Source organism: Pseudomonas sp. Larv2_ips, assembly GCF_963879675.1.
In the GTDB taxonomy this organism is placed as follows: domain Bacteria; phylum Pseudomonadota; class Gammaproteobacteria; order Pseudomonadales; family Pseudomonadaceae; genus Aquipseudomonas.
Genome location: NZ_CAWOAW010000014.1, coordinates 1,011,109 through 1,026,078, shown reverse-complemented (window position 1 = coordinate 1,026,078; position 14,970 = coordinate 1,011,109). Strand labels below are relative to the sequence as shown.

Here is a 14,970-nt window from a genome sequence, read left to right as displayed (position 1 = left end):
ATGTGGGCGCTGGCTTGCCTGCGAGAGCGGTAGATCGGGTGATGCAGCAATCGCAGGCAAACGAGCTCCCACACTGACCGTGCTTCAACTTTAGAGGGGAGTAGTCTCACAGGCATAAAAAATGCCCCGTATCGATTGATACGGGGCATTTCGATGCCGCGTGAAACTGCTCTTTACGCGATGGCTTCGCTACGCTTGCCGAGCATGCGATCAACCACAAATGCAACGACCAGCGTCATCACCGACGGCACCAGCCATGCCAGGCCTTGCTCGCTCAGCGGCAGGTGCGCCAGCTGGGCAGGCAACCAATCGGCCAGGCCCGCGCCCTTGAGCGCATCGATGCAACCAAAGATGAACGACACCAGCATTACCGGGCCAACGATACGGCCCTGCTCCAGCCAGAAGTCTTTGCAGAAGCTCAGGGCCACCAGCACGATGCACGGCGGGTAGATTGCGGTAAGCACCGGAATCGAGAAGGCGATCAGCTTGGTCAGGCCCAGGTTGGACACAAACAGCGAGAACAGCGCCAGGATCACTACCAGCGTCTTGTAGGACAGCGGCAGGATTTTGCTGAAGTACTCGGCACACGCGCAGGTCAGGCCCACAGCGGTGACCAGGCACGCCAGGGAGATCAACACGGCGAGGAAGCCGCTGCCCAGAGAGCCGAACGTGTGTTGCACGTAAGCGTGCAGCACCGCCGCACCGTTGCTCGCACCGGCGGCCACGGCATGGCTGCCCGAGCCCAGGCGGAACAGGCTGACGTACACCAGCGCCAGGCCCACGCCGGCAATCAACCCGGCAATGATTGCGTAGCGGGTGATCAGCTGTGGCGATTCGACGCCACGGGAACGGATGGCATTGACGATGACGATCCCGAACACCAGCGCGCCCAGGGTATCCATGGTCAGGTAACCATTGATGAAGCCTTGGGAGAACGGTGCGGCCACGTACTCCGGTGTCGCCACGCCGACATCACCGGCCGGCAGGGCAAATGCAGCGATGCCGAGAATGGCCAGGGCGATGATTTTCAGTGGCGCCAGGAAGCGACCGACAGTGTCCAGCAGGCGGCCCGGGTACAGGGACACGAAGAACACCACCAGGAAATACACCGAGCTGTAGAGGAACAGCGCCAGCGGGCTTTCGCCGGTCAGCGGCGCCAGGCCCACTTCAAACGAAACGGTCGCGGTACGCGGGGTGGCGAACAGCGGCCCTACCGCCAGGTATGCCGCCGCCGCGAGCAGGCCGCCGGCGATCTTGCCGATCGGGCTGCTCAACGCGTCCATACCGCCGCCGACCTTGGCCAGGGCGATGACGGTGACCACCGGCAGACCGACCGCGGTGATCAGGAAGCCCAGCGCTGCCATCCAGACGTGAGGCCCGGACTGCAAACCAACGATGGGCGGGAAAATGATGTTGCCGGCGCCCACGAACAGGGCAAAAGTCATAAAGCCTAACGCCAGGATATCCTGGCTTTTCAACACTTTCATTTCAGGAAATACCACACTACTGAATCGGAATTTAGAGAGGGATTCCCTGTGGATGAGGGAACTGCTGCCGGTCCTTATGGGGACCGACCGGTCTGGCGCGCGGCTTCCTTTTGGGATGCGGACGCATAAAGAGGCGGCTAGAGTACAGAATTGGGCTGACAAACGCACTGTTGCGGGGCGAACTGTCCGATAAGCGACATCCAAATGTCGCGTTTTCATACTTAACGTTGTTAATACAGAACAATGTGGGAGCGGGCTTGCTCGCGAATACGGTCTGTCAGTACCCAATTTCCCGACTGATCCTGCGCATTCGCGAGCAAGCCCGCTCGCACATTTTGATCTTCAACAATCTTTAGAACGCACAAAGGCCACCCGAAGGTGGCCTTTGTGTGGGTAAAGCGTCAGCTAAGCGCGAGGCTTACTTGACAGCCCAGCCCGTCAGCTCAGCCAGGGCTTTGCCGATGTCTGCCAGCGAACGCACGGTTTTAACGCCTGCGTCTTGCAGTGCAGCGAATTTCTCGTCTGCAGTGCCTTTGCCGCCAGAGATGATTGCGCCAGCATGGCCCATGCGCTTGCCCGCAGGGGCAGTCACACCAGCGATGTAGGAAACAACCGGCTTGGTCACGTGTGCCTTGATGTAGGCAGCCGCTTCTTCTTCAGCCGAACCGCCGATCTCACCGATCATCACGATCGCTTCGGTCTTAGGGTCTTCCTGGAACAGCTTCAGGATGTCGATGAAGTTCGAGCCTGGGATCGGGTCACCGCCGATGCCGACGCAAGTCGACTGACCGAAACCGGCGTCAGTAGTTTGCTTCACAGCTTCGTAGGTCAGGGTGCCGGAACGCGAAACGATACCGACCTTGCCTGGCAAGTGAATGTGACCTGGCATGATGCCGATCTTGCATTCGCCTGGGGTGATCACGCCTGGGCAGTTAGGGCCGATCAGGACTACGCCCAGCTCGTCGCACTTAACTTTAGCGTCCAGCATGTCCAGGGTAGGAATGCCTTCGGTGATGCAAACGATCAGCTTGATGCCGCCGAATGCTGCTTCCAGGATGGAATCCTTGCAGAAAGGAGCTGGAACGTAGATCACGCTGGCGGTGGCGCCAGTGGCAGCTACAGCGTCTTTCACGGTGTTGAACACTGGCAGACCCAGGTGCTCGGTGCCGCCTTTGCCCGGCGTTACGCCGCCAACCATCTTGGTGCCGTATTCGATGGCTTGCTGGGTGTGGAAACTACCTTGCGAACCGGTAATACCCTGGCAGATAACTTTGGTGTCTTTATTGATCAGGACGCTCATTATTTGCCCTCCGCAGCTTTGACAACTTGTTGAGCAGCGTCGGTCAGGCTGGTAGCCGCGATGATGTTCAAACCGCTTTCTGCCAGTACTTTAGCGCCCAGTTCAGCGTTGTTACCTTCAAGGCGAACAACAACCGGGATTTTAACGCCGACTTCTTTCACTGCACCGATGATGCCTTCGGCAATCATGTCGCAACGAACGATGCCGCCGAAGATGTTAACCAATACTGCAGCGACGTTGGAGTCGGACAGGATGATCTTGAACGCTTCGGTCACGCGTTCTTTGGTAGCACCGCCGCCCACGTCGAGGAAGTTGGCTGGTTTGCCGCCATGCAGGTTGACGATGTCCATGGTACCCATGGCCAGGCCAGCACCGTTGACCATGCAACCGATGTTACCTTCCAGCGCTACGTAGTTCAGTTCGAACTTGGCAGCGTGCGCTTCGCGCGGATCGTCTTGCGACGGATCGTGGAAAGTCTTCAGCTTAGGCTGACGGTACATGGCGTTGGCGTCGATGTTGATCTTGGCGTCGAGGCAGTGCAGATCGCCGTCAGCCTTGATCACCAGCGGGTTCACTTCCAGCAGGGCCAGATCGTGATCCTGGAACAGTTTGGCCAGACCTACGAAGATCTTGGCGAACTGGGCAACTTGCTTGCCTTCCAGGCCCAGCTGGAAAGCCAGCTCGCGACCCTGGAATGGCTGAGCGCCAACCAGTGGATCGATAGTGGCTTTCAGAATTTTTTCTGGGGTTTCGTGAGCGATCTTCTCGATGTCCACGCCACCTTCGGTGGAAGCCATGAACACGATGCGACGGCTCGAACGGTCAACGACAGCGCCCAGGTACAGCTCTTTAGCGATATCAGTGCACGATTCAACCAGGATCTTGGTGACTGGTTGGCCATTGGCATCAGTCTGGTAAGTCACCAGACGCTTGCCCAGCCACTGCTGTGCGAAGGCCTTGGCGTCTTCTTTGCTGCGAACCAGCTTAACGCCGCCCGCTTTACCGCGACCACCAGCGTGGACCTGGGCTTTGACAACCCACTCGGTACCACCGATTTTGTCGCAAGCTTCTGCTGCTGCTTCCGGGGTGTCTACTGCGTAACCCTTGGATACTGGCAGGCCGTATTCAGCGAACAGCTGCTTACCCTGATACTCGTGAAGATTCATGCTTTTTACCGTCTTCGTTAGGTACTGCGCATTCGGCGCTGCGCTCATTATGAGTGCCGCGCCACCTGTGACTGCTGCTTGCACAACTTCCAGGGCTTAACGCCCGTAAAGCTGCGCAAGACTGCGTCCAGCGGATATTCCGCGGTGAGTCTTGCGCGCAAGGCTCACGACGGGCAACCGCCGTGGTTTCTTATTATCTCGCTTAGCGCTTCTTCTTGTTGGCGATGTGGATGGCGCCGCCATTCACAGCCAACGCGGCTTCATGCAGCGCTTCGGACAGGGTCGGATGGGAGAAGACCATCATGCCCAGGTCCTCGGCGCTGGTGCCGAATTCCATACCGATCGCGCCTTGCTGAACCAGTTCTGCAGCGCTCGGGCCAATCACGTGGACGCCCAATACGCGGTCAGTCTTGGCATCAGCGATGACTTTGACAAAACCACCGGTGTCGTTGGCTGCCATGGCACGGCCAGAAGCGGCAAACGGGAAGGTGCCGACGTTAACTTCAACGCCTTCAGCTTTCAACTGCTGTTCGTTCTTGCCGACCCATGCAATTTCCGGGTGGGTGTAGATAACGGACGGGATCAGGTCGTAGTTCATCTGGGTTTTGTGACCCTTGATGCGCTCGACAACCATGATGCCTTCTTCGGAAGCCTTGTGCGCCAGCATCATGCCGCGCACCACGTCGCCGATGGCGTAAACGCCAGGCACGGTGGTAGCGCAGTGATCGTCAACGTGGATGAAACCACGCTCGTCGATGTTCACGCCGCTGTCGGAAGCCAGCAAGTCGGTGGTCACTGGACGGCGACCAACGGCTACGATCAGCTTGTCGAAGGTGATGGTCTGCTCGCCTTCTTTATCGGTGTAGGTCACCACGACTTCTTCGCCGTTGACCTTGGAACCGGTAACACGGGCGCCCAGCTTGATGTCCAGACCTTGTTTGGTCAGGGTTTTCAGCGCTTCTTTGGACACCGCGGTGTCGGCAGCCAGCAGGAACGTGTCCAGGGCTTCCAGAACGGTGACTTCAGAACCCAGGCGGGACCATACCGAACCCAGCTCCAGACCGATGACGCCAGCGCCGATCACGCCCAGACGCTTTGGAACAGTTTGGAATTCCAGGGCGCCGGTCGAATCAACGATCACGTTCTGGTCAACTGGAGCCGGTGGAATGTCGATTGGACGCGAGCCTGGAGCCAGGATCACGTTCTCGGCTTCGATGACTTCTACCGAACCGTCCGGCTTGGTGATTTCAACTTTCTTGCCGGCCAGCAGTTTGCCGTGACCTTGCAGGGACGTAACGCCGTTGGCCTTGAACAGGGTGGCAACGCCGGAAGTCAGGCCTTTAACGATGTTGGCTTTACGGCCGACCATTGCTGGCACGTCCATGGTCACGCCAGCATGGTTGATGCCGTGGATCGCGAAACCGCTCTGGGCTTCGTGGAATTTCCAGGAGCTGTCCAGCAGCGCCTTGGAAGGAATGCAACCTACGTTCAGGCAAGTACCGCCCAGCGCCAGTTTGCCTTCCTTGTCGGTGTATTTTTCGATGCAAGCAGTCGAGAGGCCCAGTTGTGCGGCCTTGATGGCGGCAACGTAGCCGCCAGGACCTGCACCAATCACTACAACGTCAAATTTCTGCGACATGAAAATAGTTCCTCTATTCAGCGACAAGCTTCAAGCGACAAGCCGCAAGCCAAGCTGCTTTTTCCTACAGCTTGTAGCTCGCAACGTGCCGCTGCGTCTTTAAATGTCCAGCAGCAGACGAGCCGGGTCTTCCAGCAGGTTCTTGATGGTCACCAGGAAAGTCACGGCTTCTTTACCATCGATCAGGCGGTGATCGTAAGACAGTGCCAGGTACATCATTGGGCGGATCACGACTTGGCCGTTGATGGCCATCGGACGCTGGATGATGTTGTGCATGCCCAGGATTGCAGCTTGTGGCGGGTTGACGATCGGGGTCGACATCATCGAACCGAAGGTACCACCGTTGGTGATGGTGAAGGTACCACCGGTCATCTCGTCGATGGTCAGCTTGCCGTCACGGGCTTTCTTGCCGAAGCCGGCGATGCCGCCTTCGATTTCAGCCAGGCTCATCAGTTCGGCGTTACGCAGAACCGGTACCACCAGGCCACGGTCGCTGGACACGGCAACGCCGATGTCTGCATAGCCGTGGTAAACGATGTCGCTGCCGTCGATCGAAGCGTTGACTGCCGGGAAGCGTTTCAGCGCTTCGGTGGCCGCTTTCACGAAGAACGACATGAAGCCCAGGCGCACGCCATTGTGGGACTTCTCGAACAGGTCCTTGTACTTCGAACGCAGGGCCATGACTTCGGTCATGTCGACTTCGTTGAAGGTGGTCAGCATCGCCATGTTCGACTGTGCTTCGACCAGGCGCTTGGCCACGGTGGCACGTACGCGAGTCATCGGTACACGCTTCTCGGTGCGGTCGCCAGCGGCGAACACAGGCGCAGCGGCAGCCGGGGCAGCAGCCTTGGCAGGTGCGGCAGCTGGAGCGTTTTTCTTGGCTTCAACTGCAGCCACCACGTCTTCCTTGGTGACACGGCCGTCTTTGCCGGTGCCCTTGATGGACGCCAGGTTGATGCCGTTCTCTTCAGCCAGCTGACGCGCAGCCGGTGCAGCGATTGGATCTTCGCCAGCAGCAGCCGGTGCAGCTGGAGCCGAAGCAGCCGGTGCAGCAGCAGCGGCTGGGGCAGCGGCTGGAGCAGGAGCAGCAGCGCCGCCCTCTTCGATCGAGCCCAGGATCTGGTTCGACAGAACGGTAGCGCCTTCTTCGGCAACGATTGCGCCCAGTACGCCGTCAGCCTCAGCCAACACTTCCAGAACGACTTTGTCGGTCTCGATGTCGACGATCAGGTCGTCACGCTTTACGGCGTCGCCTGGTTTCTTGTGCCAGGTGGCAACGGTGCCATCGGCAACCGATTCCGGGAATGACGGGGCTTTGATTTCGATAGCCATTATCTGTGGGTCCTTAAAATTCGGTTTCAGTCAGCGCGAAGGCGTTAAACAGTGAAAGCATCTTGCAGCAGTTTTTCCTGCTGCTCGGCGTGCATCGACGCATAACCACACGCAGGTGCAGCAGAAGCATCACGACCGGCATACTCAAGGCCAAGGCCTGTTTTGTGGTTACCGATGCTGCGACGCAAGTGATGCTGACTGCTGTACCACGCGCCCTGGTTCATCGGTTCTTCCTGACACCACACCACGTTGGTGAGGTTGGTGTAAGGCGCGATGGCCTCCATCAGGTCGTCTTCCGGGAACGGGTAAAGCTGCTCGATACGCACGATGGCGATGTCTTCGCGGCCTTCGGCACGGCGTTTTTCCAGCAAGTCGTAGTAAACCTTGCCGCTGCACAGGATCAGGCGAGTGACCTTGGCCGCGTCCAGGGTGTCGATTTCTGGAATCACGGTCTGGAACGAACCGTCGGCCAGATCTTCCAGGGTCGAGATGGCCAATTTGTGACGCAACAGCGATTTCGGGGTCAGCACTACCAGCGGCTTGCGCAGCGGGCGGATCACCTGGCGACGCAGCAAGTGGTAGATCTGGGCCGGAGTAGTCGGCACGCACACCTGGATGTTGTGCTCGGCGCACAGCTGCAGGTAACGCTCCAGACGGGCCGAAGAGTGCTCCGGACCCTGACCTTCATAACCGTGTGGCAGCAGCATGGTCAGACCGCACAGACGGCCCCACTTGTGCTCGCCGCTGGTGATGAACTGGTCGATAACCACCTGGGCACCGTTGGCGAAGTCGCCGAACTGGGCTTCCCAGATCACCAGCGCGTTTGGCGTGGTGGTCGAGTAACCATATTCGAACGCCAGTACGGCTTCTTCGGACAGGAACGAATCGTACAGGTCGAAACGTGGCTGGCCTTCGTACAGGTTCTGCAACGGGATGTAGGTGCCCGCGTCTTTCTGGTTGTGCAATACCGCGTGGCGGTGCGAGAACGTACCGCGGCCGATGTCCTGGCCGGTCATGCGGATCGGGTGACCTTCGAAGGCCAGGGTCGCGTACGCCATGGTTTCAGCGTAACCCCAGTTGATCGGCAGGCCGCCGGCTTGCATCTTCTGACGGTCTTCGTAGATCTTCGCAACCTGGCGCTGCACCACGAAGCCATCTGGAATTTCCAGCAGCTTGGCGGACAGTTCCTGCAGGGTTTTCAGATCGAACGAGGTGTCGTGACGCGCAGTCCAGGCGTGGCCCAGGTACGGACGCCAGTCAACGAACAGCTCTTTGTTCGGCTCTTTAACCAGGCTTTTTACTACGTGCAGACCGTTGTCCAGCGCGTTGCGGTATTCATCGATCTTCGCCTGAACACGCGCATCGTCAACCACACCGGCCTTGATCAGGCTTTCGGCGTACAGCTCACGGGTGGTGCGCTGCTTGGTGATTTGCTGGTACATCAACGGCTGGGTGCCGCTAGGCTCATCCGCTTCGTTGTGACCGCGACGACGGTAGCAGACCAGGTCGATCACCACGTCACGCTTGAACTGCATGCGGTAGTCGATGGCCAGTTGGGTCACGAACAGCACGGCTTCCGGATCATCACCATTCACATGGAGGATCGGCGCCTGGATCATCTTGGCAACGTCGGTGGCGTACTCGGTAGAGCGCGCGTCCAGCGGGTTGCTGATGGTGAAACCCACCTGGTTGTTGATGACGATGTGAACCGTACCGCCAGTCTTGAAACCGCGCGTCTGCGACATCTGGAACGTTTCCAGAACCACGCCTTGACCGGCGAATGCCGCGTCACCGTGGATGGAAATCGGCAGAACCTTTTCACCGGTGGAATCGTTGCGACGATCCTGGCGAGCACGTACCGAACCCTCGACCACTGGAGAAACGATTTCCAGGTGGGATGGGTTGAAGGCCATGGCCAGGTGAACTTCACCGCCGGTGGTCATCACGTTGGACGAGAAGCCCTGGTGGTATTTAACGTCACCGGAACCCAGCTCGACCTTCTTCTTGCCTTCGAACTCGTCGAACAGCTCGCGCGGGTTCTTGCCGAAGGTGTTAACCAACACGTTCAGGCGACCACGGTGAGCCATGCCGATCACGATTTCCTTGGTACCGTAGGAACCGGAACGCTGGATCAGCTCGTCGAGCATTGGAATCAGGCTTTCGCCGCCTTCCAGGCCGAAACGTTTGGTGCCCGGGTATTTGGTACCCAGGTATTTCTCGAGACCTTCGGCTGCGGTCACGCGCTCCAGCAAGTGGCTGCGTACGTCGGCAGACAAAACCGGACGGCCACGCACACCTTCCAGACGATGCTGGAACCAGTGGCGCTGCTCGGAATCGGTGATGTGCGTAAATTCAGCGCCGATGGTGCGGCAATATGTCTGCTGCAACGCTTCGTGAATTTCGCGTAGGCTCGCTTCCTCTTTGCCGATGAACAGGTCGCCGGCACGGAAGGTCGTATCAAGATCGGCATTGGTCAAGCCGTAATGATTGATCGACAGGTCAGCAGGTGCAGGACGCTGCCAGAGCCCCAGCGGGTCAAGCTGGGCCGCCTGGTGGCCACGCATCCGGTAAGCCTGGATCAGTCGCAGTACTTCAACTTGCTTCTTCTCGTGCTCGCTGCTCACGCTCCCGGCGGAAACCGGCTGAGCGCGGCGCTGGTTCTTTGCCAGCAGCACAAACTGATCGCGAATTGTTGCGTGCGATACATCGGTGGCAGCGTTGCCGTCTGAAGACAACGTCTGAAATTTGGTGCGCCATTCTTCTGGCACAGCGTTAGGGTCGTGCAGGTAGAGCTCATAAAGCTCTTCCACATAGGCAGCGTTACCACCTGAAAGATAGCCGCTGTTCCACATGCGCTGCATCACGCTTTCTTGCATGCTTGGTCACCCTCGATTTGGGGACACCACCGGCGAAAACACCGAGTTTGCTTGCAAAAGGCCAAGTGCAGCGACCAAAACAAGCCACTTAGGATCACGCTGATAGTTCGGGTACCAACCCGAATGCCCCTGCTTGTCTCATTTCTTCAAAATAAGAGCCGCGGCTTTGTAAGTCGCTGCTCAAGTTAAAACTACGGCGCCGGTTGAAGCCTGCGCCGTAGCATTTACGGGCACAACGGTCCTGCTTTGTTACAACGTCGGTTACACGCCGCTCTGCAGCAGCATGTTACGGATGTGACCAATGGCCTTAGTCGGGTTCAGGCCTTTGGGACATACGTTGACGCAGTTCATGATCCCGCGGCAGCGGAATACGCTGAACGGGTCATCCAGTGAAGCCAGACGCTCGGACGTCTTGGTGTCACGGCTGTCTGCCAGGAAGCGATACGCTTGCAGCAGGGCAGCTGGACCCAGGAACTTGTCCGGGTTCCACCAGAAGGACGGGCACGAAGTCGAGCAGCAAGCGCACAGGATGCACTCGTACAGACCGTCGAGCTTTTCACGCTCTTCCGGGGACTGCAGACGCTCGATGGCCGGAGCCGGCGTGTCGTTCTGCAGGAACGGCTTAACTTTCTCGTATTGCTTGTAGAAGATGCTCATATCGACGACCAGGTCACGGATAACCGGCAAACCTGGCAGAGGACGAACGATCAGCTTGTTGCCTTTCACCACGGCAGACAGCGGCGTGATGCACGCCAGGCCGTTTTTGCCGTTGATGTTCATGCCGTCGGAACCGCACACACCTTCACGGCAAGAGCGACGATAGGAGAAACCCTCGTCCTGCTCTTTGATCAGGGCCAGTACGTCCAGCACCATCAGGTCTTTACCACCGGTATCAACCTGGAATTCCTGCATGAACGGCGCAGCGTCCTGATCAGGGTTGTAGCGATAAACACTGACTTTCAACATGGCAGCCACCCTTAGTAAGTCCGAATCTTCGGTTCAAACGTCGGAACCGTTTTCGGCGAGAAGTTCACGGCACGCTTGGTCACGCGCTTGTCACCCGGGAAGTACAGGGTGTGGCACAACCAGTTCTCGTCGTCGCGGTCTTCAAAGTCTTCGCGAGCGTGAGCACCACGGGATTCCTTACGAACCTCGGCGGCGATCGCAGTCGCTTCAGCCACTTCCAACAGGTTTTGCAGCTCAAGGGCTTCGATACGAGCGGTGTTGAACGCCTGGCTCTTATCGTTGATCTTGACGTTGGCGATGCGCTTGCGCAGATCGGCCAGCTGGGCAATACCCTTCTGCATGTATTCGCCGGTACGGAATACACCGAAGTAGTTCTGCATGCAGTTTTGCAGCTCGCGACGCAGGGTTGCCACGTCTTCGCCATCGGTACGCTCGTTCAGAGCGTTCAGACGCGCCAGGGCAGTTTCGATGTTGGCGTCGGTCGCGTCATCGTATTCGATGCCGTCGGTCAATGCCTTCTCGAGGTGCAGGCCGGCAGCACGACCGAATACCACCAGATCGAGCAGCGAGTTGCCGCCCAGGCGGTTGGCGCCGTGAACCGATACGCACGCCACTTCGCCTACCGCGAACAGGCCGTGAATGATCTCGTCCACGCCGTCGGCGTTCTGAGTGATCGCCTGACCATGAATATTGGTCGGCACGCCGCCCATCATGTAGTGGCAAGTCGGAACAACCGGAACCGGAGCAACCACCGGGTCAACGTGAGCAAAGGTCTTGGACAGCTCACAGATACCCGGCAGGCGGCTGTGCAGTACTTCTTCGCCCAGGTGATCGAGCTTGAGCAGTACGTGGTCGCCATTGGGGCCACAGCCGTTACCGGCAATGATTTCCTTGACCATCGAACGCGCTACAACGTCACGACCGGCAAGGTCTTTCGCGTTCGGGGCATAACGCTCCATGAAGCGCTCGCCGTTCTTGTTGATCAGGTAGCCACCTTCACCACGGCAACCTTCGGTTACCAGTACGCCGGCGCCGGCAATGCCGGTTGGGTGGAACTGCCACATTTCGATGTCTTGCACCGGTACGCCTGCACGCAGTGCCATGCCAACGCCGTCACCGGTGTTGATCAGGGCATTGGTGGTCGATGCGTAGATACGGCCTGCACCGCCAGTCGCCAGAACGGTAGCCTTGGCGCGGATGTAGGAGGTTTCACCGGTTTCGATGCAGATGGCGATCACACCGACGAATGCGCCGTCAGCGTTTTTTACCAGGTCAACCGCGTAGTACTCGTTCAGGAACGTGGTGCCGGCCTTCAGGTTGCCCTGATACAGGGTGTGCAGCAGCGCGTGACCGGTACGGTCGGACGCAGCACACGTACGGGCAGCCTGGCCGCCTTTACCGTAATCCTTCGACTGGCCGCCGAATGGACGCTGGTAGATACGACCCTGCTCGGTACGCGAGAACGGCAGACCCATGTGGTCCAGCTCGAACACGGCGGCCGGGCCTTCCTGACACATGTATTCGATAGCGTCCTGGTCACCGATGTAGTCGGAACCCTTGACGGTATCGTACATGTGCCAGCGCCAGTCATCGTTCGGGTCGGCGGACGCGATGGCGCAGGTGATGCCACCCTGGGCCGATACGGTGTGGGAACGCGTTGGGAACACTTTGGTGATCACGGCAGTCTTGTGACCGCCCTGGGCCAGCTGCAGCGCTGCGCGCATGCCAGCACCGCCGCCACCAATAATGATGGCGTCGAAGGAAATAGTTGGAATGTTAGCCATGAATCAGATACCCCAAAGAATCTGCACACCCCAGACGAAGTAAGCGAACATCGCAACGCCGCATACTGCCTGGAAGAGGAAACGGACTGCAGTCGCGGACTTGCCCAGCGCCATCGGCGTCAGGTAGTCAGTCGCGATGGTCCACATGCCGACCCAGGCGTGAGCGCCCAGAGCTACAAGTGCCAGCAGACTGAAGATTCGCATCGCATTGTGGGAAAACAGGCCGTGCCATTGCTCATAGCCAATACCCGGGTTTGCGACGAGGTATCCGATCAGGAAAATGAAATAAGCCGCGAGAACGACCGCAGACACACGCTGCGCCATCCAGTCATAGAGGCCTGAACGCGAAAGGTTCGTAACGCTGGTTACCATATCCAAACTCCTGCCAGAACGATCAGCACCACGGAAATGGCGATGATGATTTTCGAGCCCAGGCGGCCGCCTTCCAGCGTCTCACCGATGCCCATATCCATGATCAAGTGGCGCACGCCGGCTACCAGATGATAAAGCAGAGCGGACAGGAGGCCCCATGCTACGAACTTGGCCAGCGGGCTGGTCAAGCATGCCTTCACCTCGGCAAAACCTTCCTCGGAACCCAGGGATTTGCTCAATGCATAAAGCATGATGCCCAAGCCCAGGAACAGGATGATGCCGGAAACACGGTGCAGGAACGACGTAACGCCGGTGATGGGGAGTTTGATGGTCCTTAGGTCTAGGTTTACAGGTCGTTGGCTATTCACGGCTTTTTTTCACACTGAAGAGCCCCTAACAATCAGGGCAAAGTTGTTGGGGAGTGCACTGGTCAGGTAAGCACCACCCAGGGAGTGCGACCCCCAATGAAAGCAAGCCCAAAAGCCCTTGGCGGTCGGTGGCCGAGTATAGACAGTTAGGTTACTAATGACAACGCGCGCTCCTCACCCTAATAGCTGATTGCGCTGGCGGGATAAAAGGCGTAAATGGCAGTCAATTTCGACGAAAAAGTACGGTTAAAGCCTTCTGGAGCAAGACTTTAGGCAAATTGACATCTGAATTTATCTCACTATAGTGGTGCGGGCCCTGCGTGGGGGGTCTGTCTGATGATTTGAAGCATAAATAGGAGGCCACATGGCTGACAAAAAAGCGCAGTTGATCATCGAGGGCGCAGCCCCCGTCGAGCTGCCCATTTTAACCGGCACCGTTGGTCCCGATGTTATCGACGTACGGGGCCTGACGGCCACGGGCCGTTTCACTTTCGACCCAGGCTTCATGTCGACCGCCTCTTGCGAGTCGAAGATCACCTATATCGACGGCGACAATGGCATTCTGCTGCACCGGGGCTACCCGATCGAGCAGCTGGCCGAGCAATCGGACTACCTCGAAACCTGCTACCTGCTGCTAAATGGCGAATTGCCAACAGCCGAGCAAAAAGCCCAGTTCGTCAGCACCGTGAAGAACCACACCATGGTTCACGAGCAGTTGAAGACCTTCTTCAACGGCTTCCGTCGCGACGCCCACCCGATGGCCGTGATGTGCGGCGTGGTTGGCGCCCTGTCGGCCTTCTATCACGACTCCCTGGACATCAATAACCCGCAGCATCGCGAAATCTCCGCGATCCGCCTGGTTGCCAAGATGCCAACCCTGGCCGCAATGGTTTACAAGTACTCCATGGGTCAACCCATGATGTACCCGCGCAACGACCTGACGTACGCGGAAAACTTCCTGCACATGATGTTCAACACCCCGTGCGAGATCAAACCGATCAGCCCGACACTCGCCAAGGCCATGGACCGGATCTTCATCCTCCACGCCGACCACGAGCAGAACGCCTCCACCTCTACCGTACGCCTGGCAGGCTCCTCGGGTGCCAACCCGTTCGCCTGTATCGCCGCCGGTATCGCCGCACTCTGGGGCCCTGCCCACGGCGGTGCGAACGAAGCCGTATTGACCATGCTCGATGAAATCGGCGATGTCTCGAACATCGACAAGTTCATCGCCAAGGCCAAGGACAAGAACGATCCGTTCAAGCTGATGGGCTTCGGTCACCGCGTCTACAAGAACCGTGACCCGCGCGCCACCGTGATGAAGCAGACCTGCGACGAAGTGTTGAAGGAGCTGGGCATCAAGAACGATCCGCAACTCGAACTGGCCATGCGCCTGGAAGAGATCGCGCTGACCGATCCGTACTTCATCGAGCGCTCGCTGTACCCGAACGTCGACTTCTACTCGGGGATCATCCTCAAGGCGATCGGCATTCCAACCAGCATGTTCACCGTGATCTTCGCCCTGGCGCGGACCGTGGGCTGGATCTCCCACTGGAAAGAAATGCTCTCCAGCCCGTACAAGATTGGCCGCCCGCGCCAGCTGTACACCGGCTACGAGTCGCGTGACATCACCAAGCTGGAAGACCGCAAGTAAGCCATCAAGCGCTTAGCTGTACTGAA

Annotated in this window: 11 protein-coding genes; 1 reads left to right on the top strand and 10 read right to left on the bottom strand. The window is 58.3% G+C overall.

Annotated elements, in window-relative coordinates; genetic code table 11:
* Positions 1 to 173: 173 nt before the first annotated feature.
* The 10 genes from brnQ to sdhC all read right to left on the bottom strand — a co-directional run bounded on the left by brnQ (position 174) and on the right by sdhC (position 13,290).
* Entirely contained in the window at positions 174 to 1,487 is a 1,314-nt protein-coding gene (gene brnQ, locus AACV02_RS11230; RefSeq protein WP_106576738.1) for a branched-chain amino acid transport system II carrier protein, read from the bottom strand.
* Positions 1,488 to 1,905: 418 nt separating this feature from the next.
* Complete coding sequence (gene sucD, locus AACV02_RS11225; protein ID WP_003172813.1) at positions 1,906 to 2,787, bottom strand: succinate--CoA ligase subunit alpha; 882 nt, start codon at positions 2,785 to 2,787, stop codon at positions 1,906 to 1,908.
* Positions 2,787 to 3,953 carry an ADP-forming succinate--CoA ligase subunit beta gene (gene sucC, locus AACV02_RS11220; RefSeq protein ID WP_003233235.1) on the bottom strand — a complete coding sequence of 389 codons (1,167 nt, stop codon included), beginning with the start codon at positions 3,951 to 3,953 and terminating at the stop codon, positions 2,787 to 2,789. The genes sucD and sucC overlap by 1 nt, the downstream gene beginning before the upstream one ends.
* A gap of 202 nt (positions 3,954 to 4,155) precedes the next feature.
* On the bottom strand, positions 4,156 to 5,592 hold the full coding sequence (gene lpdA / locus AACV02_RS11215; RefSeq protein WP_106576739.1) for a dihydrolipoyl dehydrogenase: 1,437 nt from the start codon (positions 5,590 to 5,592) through the stop codon (positions 4,156 to 4,158).
* Positions 5,593 to 5,691: 99 nt separating this feature from the next.
* Positions 5,692 to 6,924: a 2-oxoglutarate dehydrogenase complex dihydrolipoyllysine-residue succinyltransferase gene (odhB, locus tag AACV02_RS11210; RefSeq protein WP_106576740.1), complete on the bottom strand. Its 1,233-nt coding sequence runs from the start codon at positions 6,922 to 6,924 to the stop codon at positions 5,692 to 5,694.
* Positions 6,925 to 6,968: 44 nt separating this feature from the next.
* Positions 6,969 to 9,800: a 2-oxoglutarate dehydrogenase E1 component gene (locus AACV02_RS11205; RefSeq protein WP_106576741.1), complete on the bottom strand. Its 2,832-nt coding sequence runs from the start codon at positions 9,798 to 9,800 to the stop codon at positions 6,969 to 6,971.
* A 261-nt stretch (positions 9,801 to 10,061) separates the two neighbouring features.
* Entirely contained in the window at positions 10,062 to 10,766 is a 705-nt protein-coding gene (locus AACV02_RS11200; protein ID WP_003172807.1) for a succinate dehydrogenase iron-sulfur subunit, read from the bottom strand.
* Positions 10,767 to 10,777: 11 nt separating this feature from the next.
* The gene (sdhA, locus tag AACV02_RS11195; protein WP_106576742.1) at positions 10,778 to 12,550 is read right to left on the bottom strand and encodes a succinate dehydrogenase flavoprotein subunit; all 1,773 of its coding nucleotides are present in this window, start codon (positions 12,548 to 12,550) and stop codon (positions 10,778 to 10,780) included.
* A 3-nt stretch (positions 12,551 to 12,553) separates the two neighbouring features.
* Positions 12,554 to 12,922: a succinate dehydrogenase, hydrophobic membrane anchor protein gene (sdhD, locus tag AACV02_RS11190; RefSeq protein WP_003172805.1), complete on the bottom strand. Its 369-nt coding sequence runs from the start codon at positions 12,920 to 12,922 to the stop codon at positions 12,554 to 12,556.
* On the bottom strand, positions 12,916 to 13,290 hold the full coding sequence (gene sdhC / locus AACV02_RS11185) for a succinate dehydrogenase, cytochrome b556 subunit (protein WP_106576743.1): 375 nt from the start codon (positions 13,288 to 13,290) through the stop codon (positions 12,916 to 12,918). The genes sdhD and sdhC overlap by 7 nt, the downstream gene beginning before the upstream one ends.
* Before the next feature lie 364 nt (positions 13,291 to 13,654).
* Here sdhC and gltA point away from each other — a divergent pair, with 364 nt between their 5' ends.
* On the top strand, positions 13,655 to 14,944 hold the full coding sequence (gene gltA / locus AACV02_RS11180) for a citrate synthase (protein WP_078047629.1): 1,290 nt from the start codon (positions 13,655 to 13,657) through the stop codon (positions 14,942 to 14,944).
* The last annotated feature ends 26 nt before the right edge of the window (positions 14,945 to 14,970 follow it).

What these genes read in the sequence shown, in the direction of transcription:
- brnQ (WP_106576738.1), bottom strand. Translation starts at nt 1,487, where the DNA reads ATGAAAGTGTTGAAAAGCCAGGATATCCTGGCGTTAGGCTTTATGACT.
- sucD (WP_003172813.1), bottom strand. Translation starts at nt 2,787, where the DNA reads ATGAGCGTCCTGATCAATAAAGACACCAAAGTTATCTGCCAGGGTATT.
- sucC (WP_003233235.1), bottom strand. Translation starts at nt 3,953, where the DNA reads ATGAATCTTCACGAGTATCAGGGTAAGCAGCTGTTCGCTGAATACGGC.
- lpdA (WP_106576739.1), bottom strand. Translation starts at nt 5,592, where the DNA reads ATGTCGCAGAAATTTGACGTTGTAGTGATTGGTGCAGGTCCTGGCGGC.
- odhB (WP_106576740.1), bottom strand. Translation starts at nt 6,924, where the DNA reads ATGGCTATCGAAATCAAAGCCCCGTCATTCCCGGAATCGGTTGCCGAT.
- AACV02_RS11205 (WP_106576741.1), bottom strand. Translation starts at nt 9,800, where the DNA reads ATGCAAGAAAGCGTGATGCAGCGCATGTGGAACAGCGGCTATCTTTCA.
- AACV02_RS11200 (WP_003172807.1), bottom strand. Translation starts at nt 10,766, where the DNA reads ATGTTGAAAGTCAGTGTTTATCGCTACAACCCTGATCAGGACGCTGCG.
- sdhA (WP_106576742.1), bottom strand. Translation starts at nt 12,550, where the DNA reads ATGGCTAACATTCCAACTATTTCCTTCGACGCCATCATTATTGGTGGC.
- sdhD (WP_003172805.1), bottom strand. Translation starts at nt 12,922, where the DNA reads ATGGTAACCAGCGTTACGAACCTTTCGCGTTCAGGCCTCTATGACTGG.
- gltA (WP_078047629.1), top strand. Translation starts at nt 13,655, where the DNA reads ATGGCTGACAAAAAAGCGCAGTTGATCATCGAGGGCGCAGCCCCCGTC.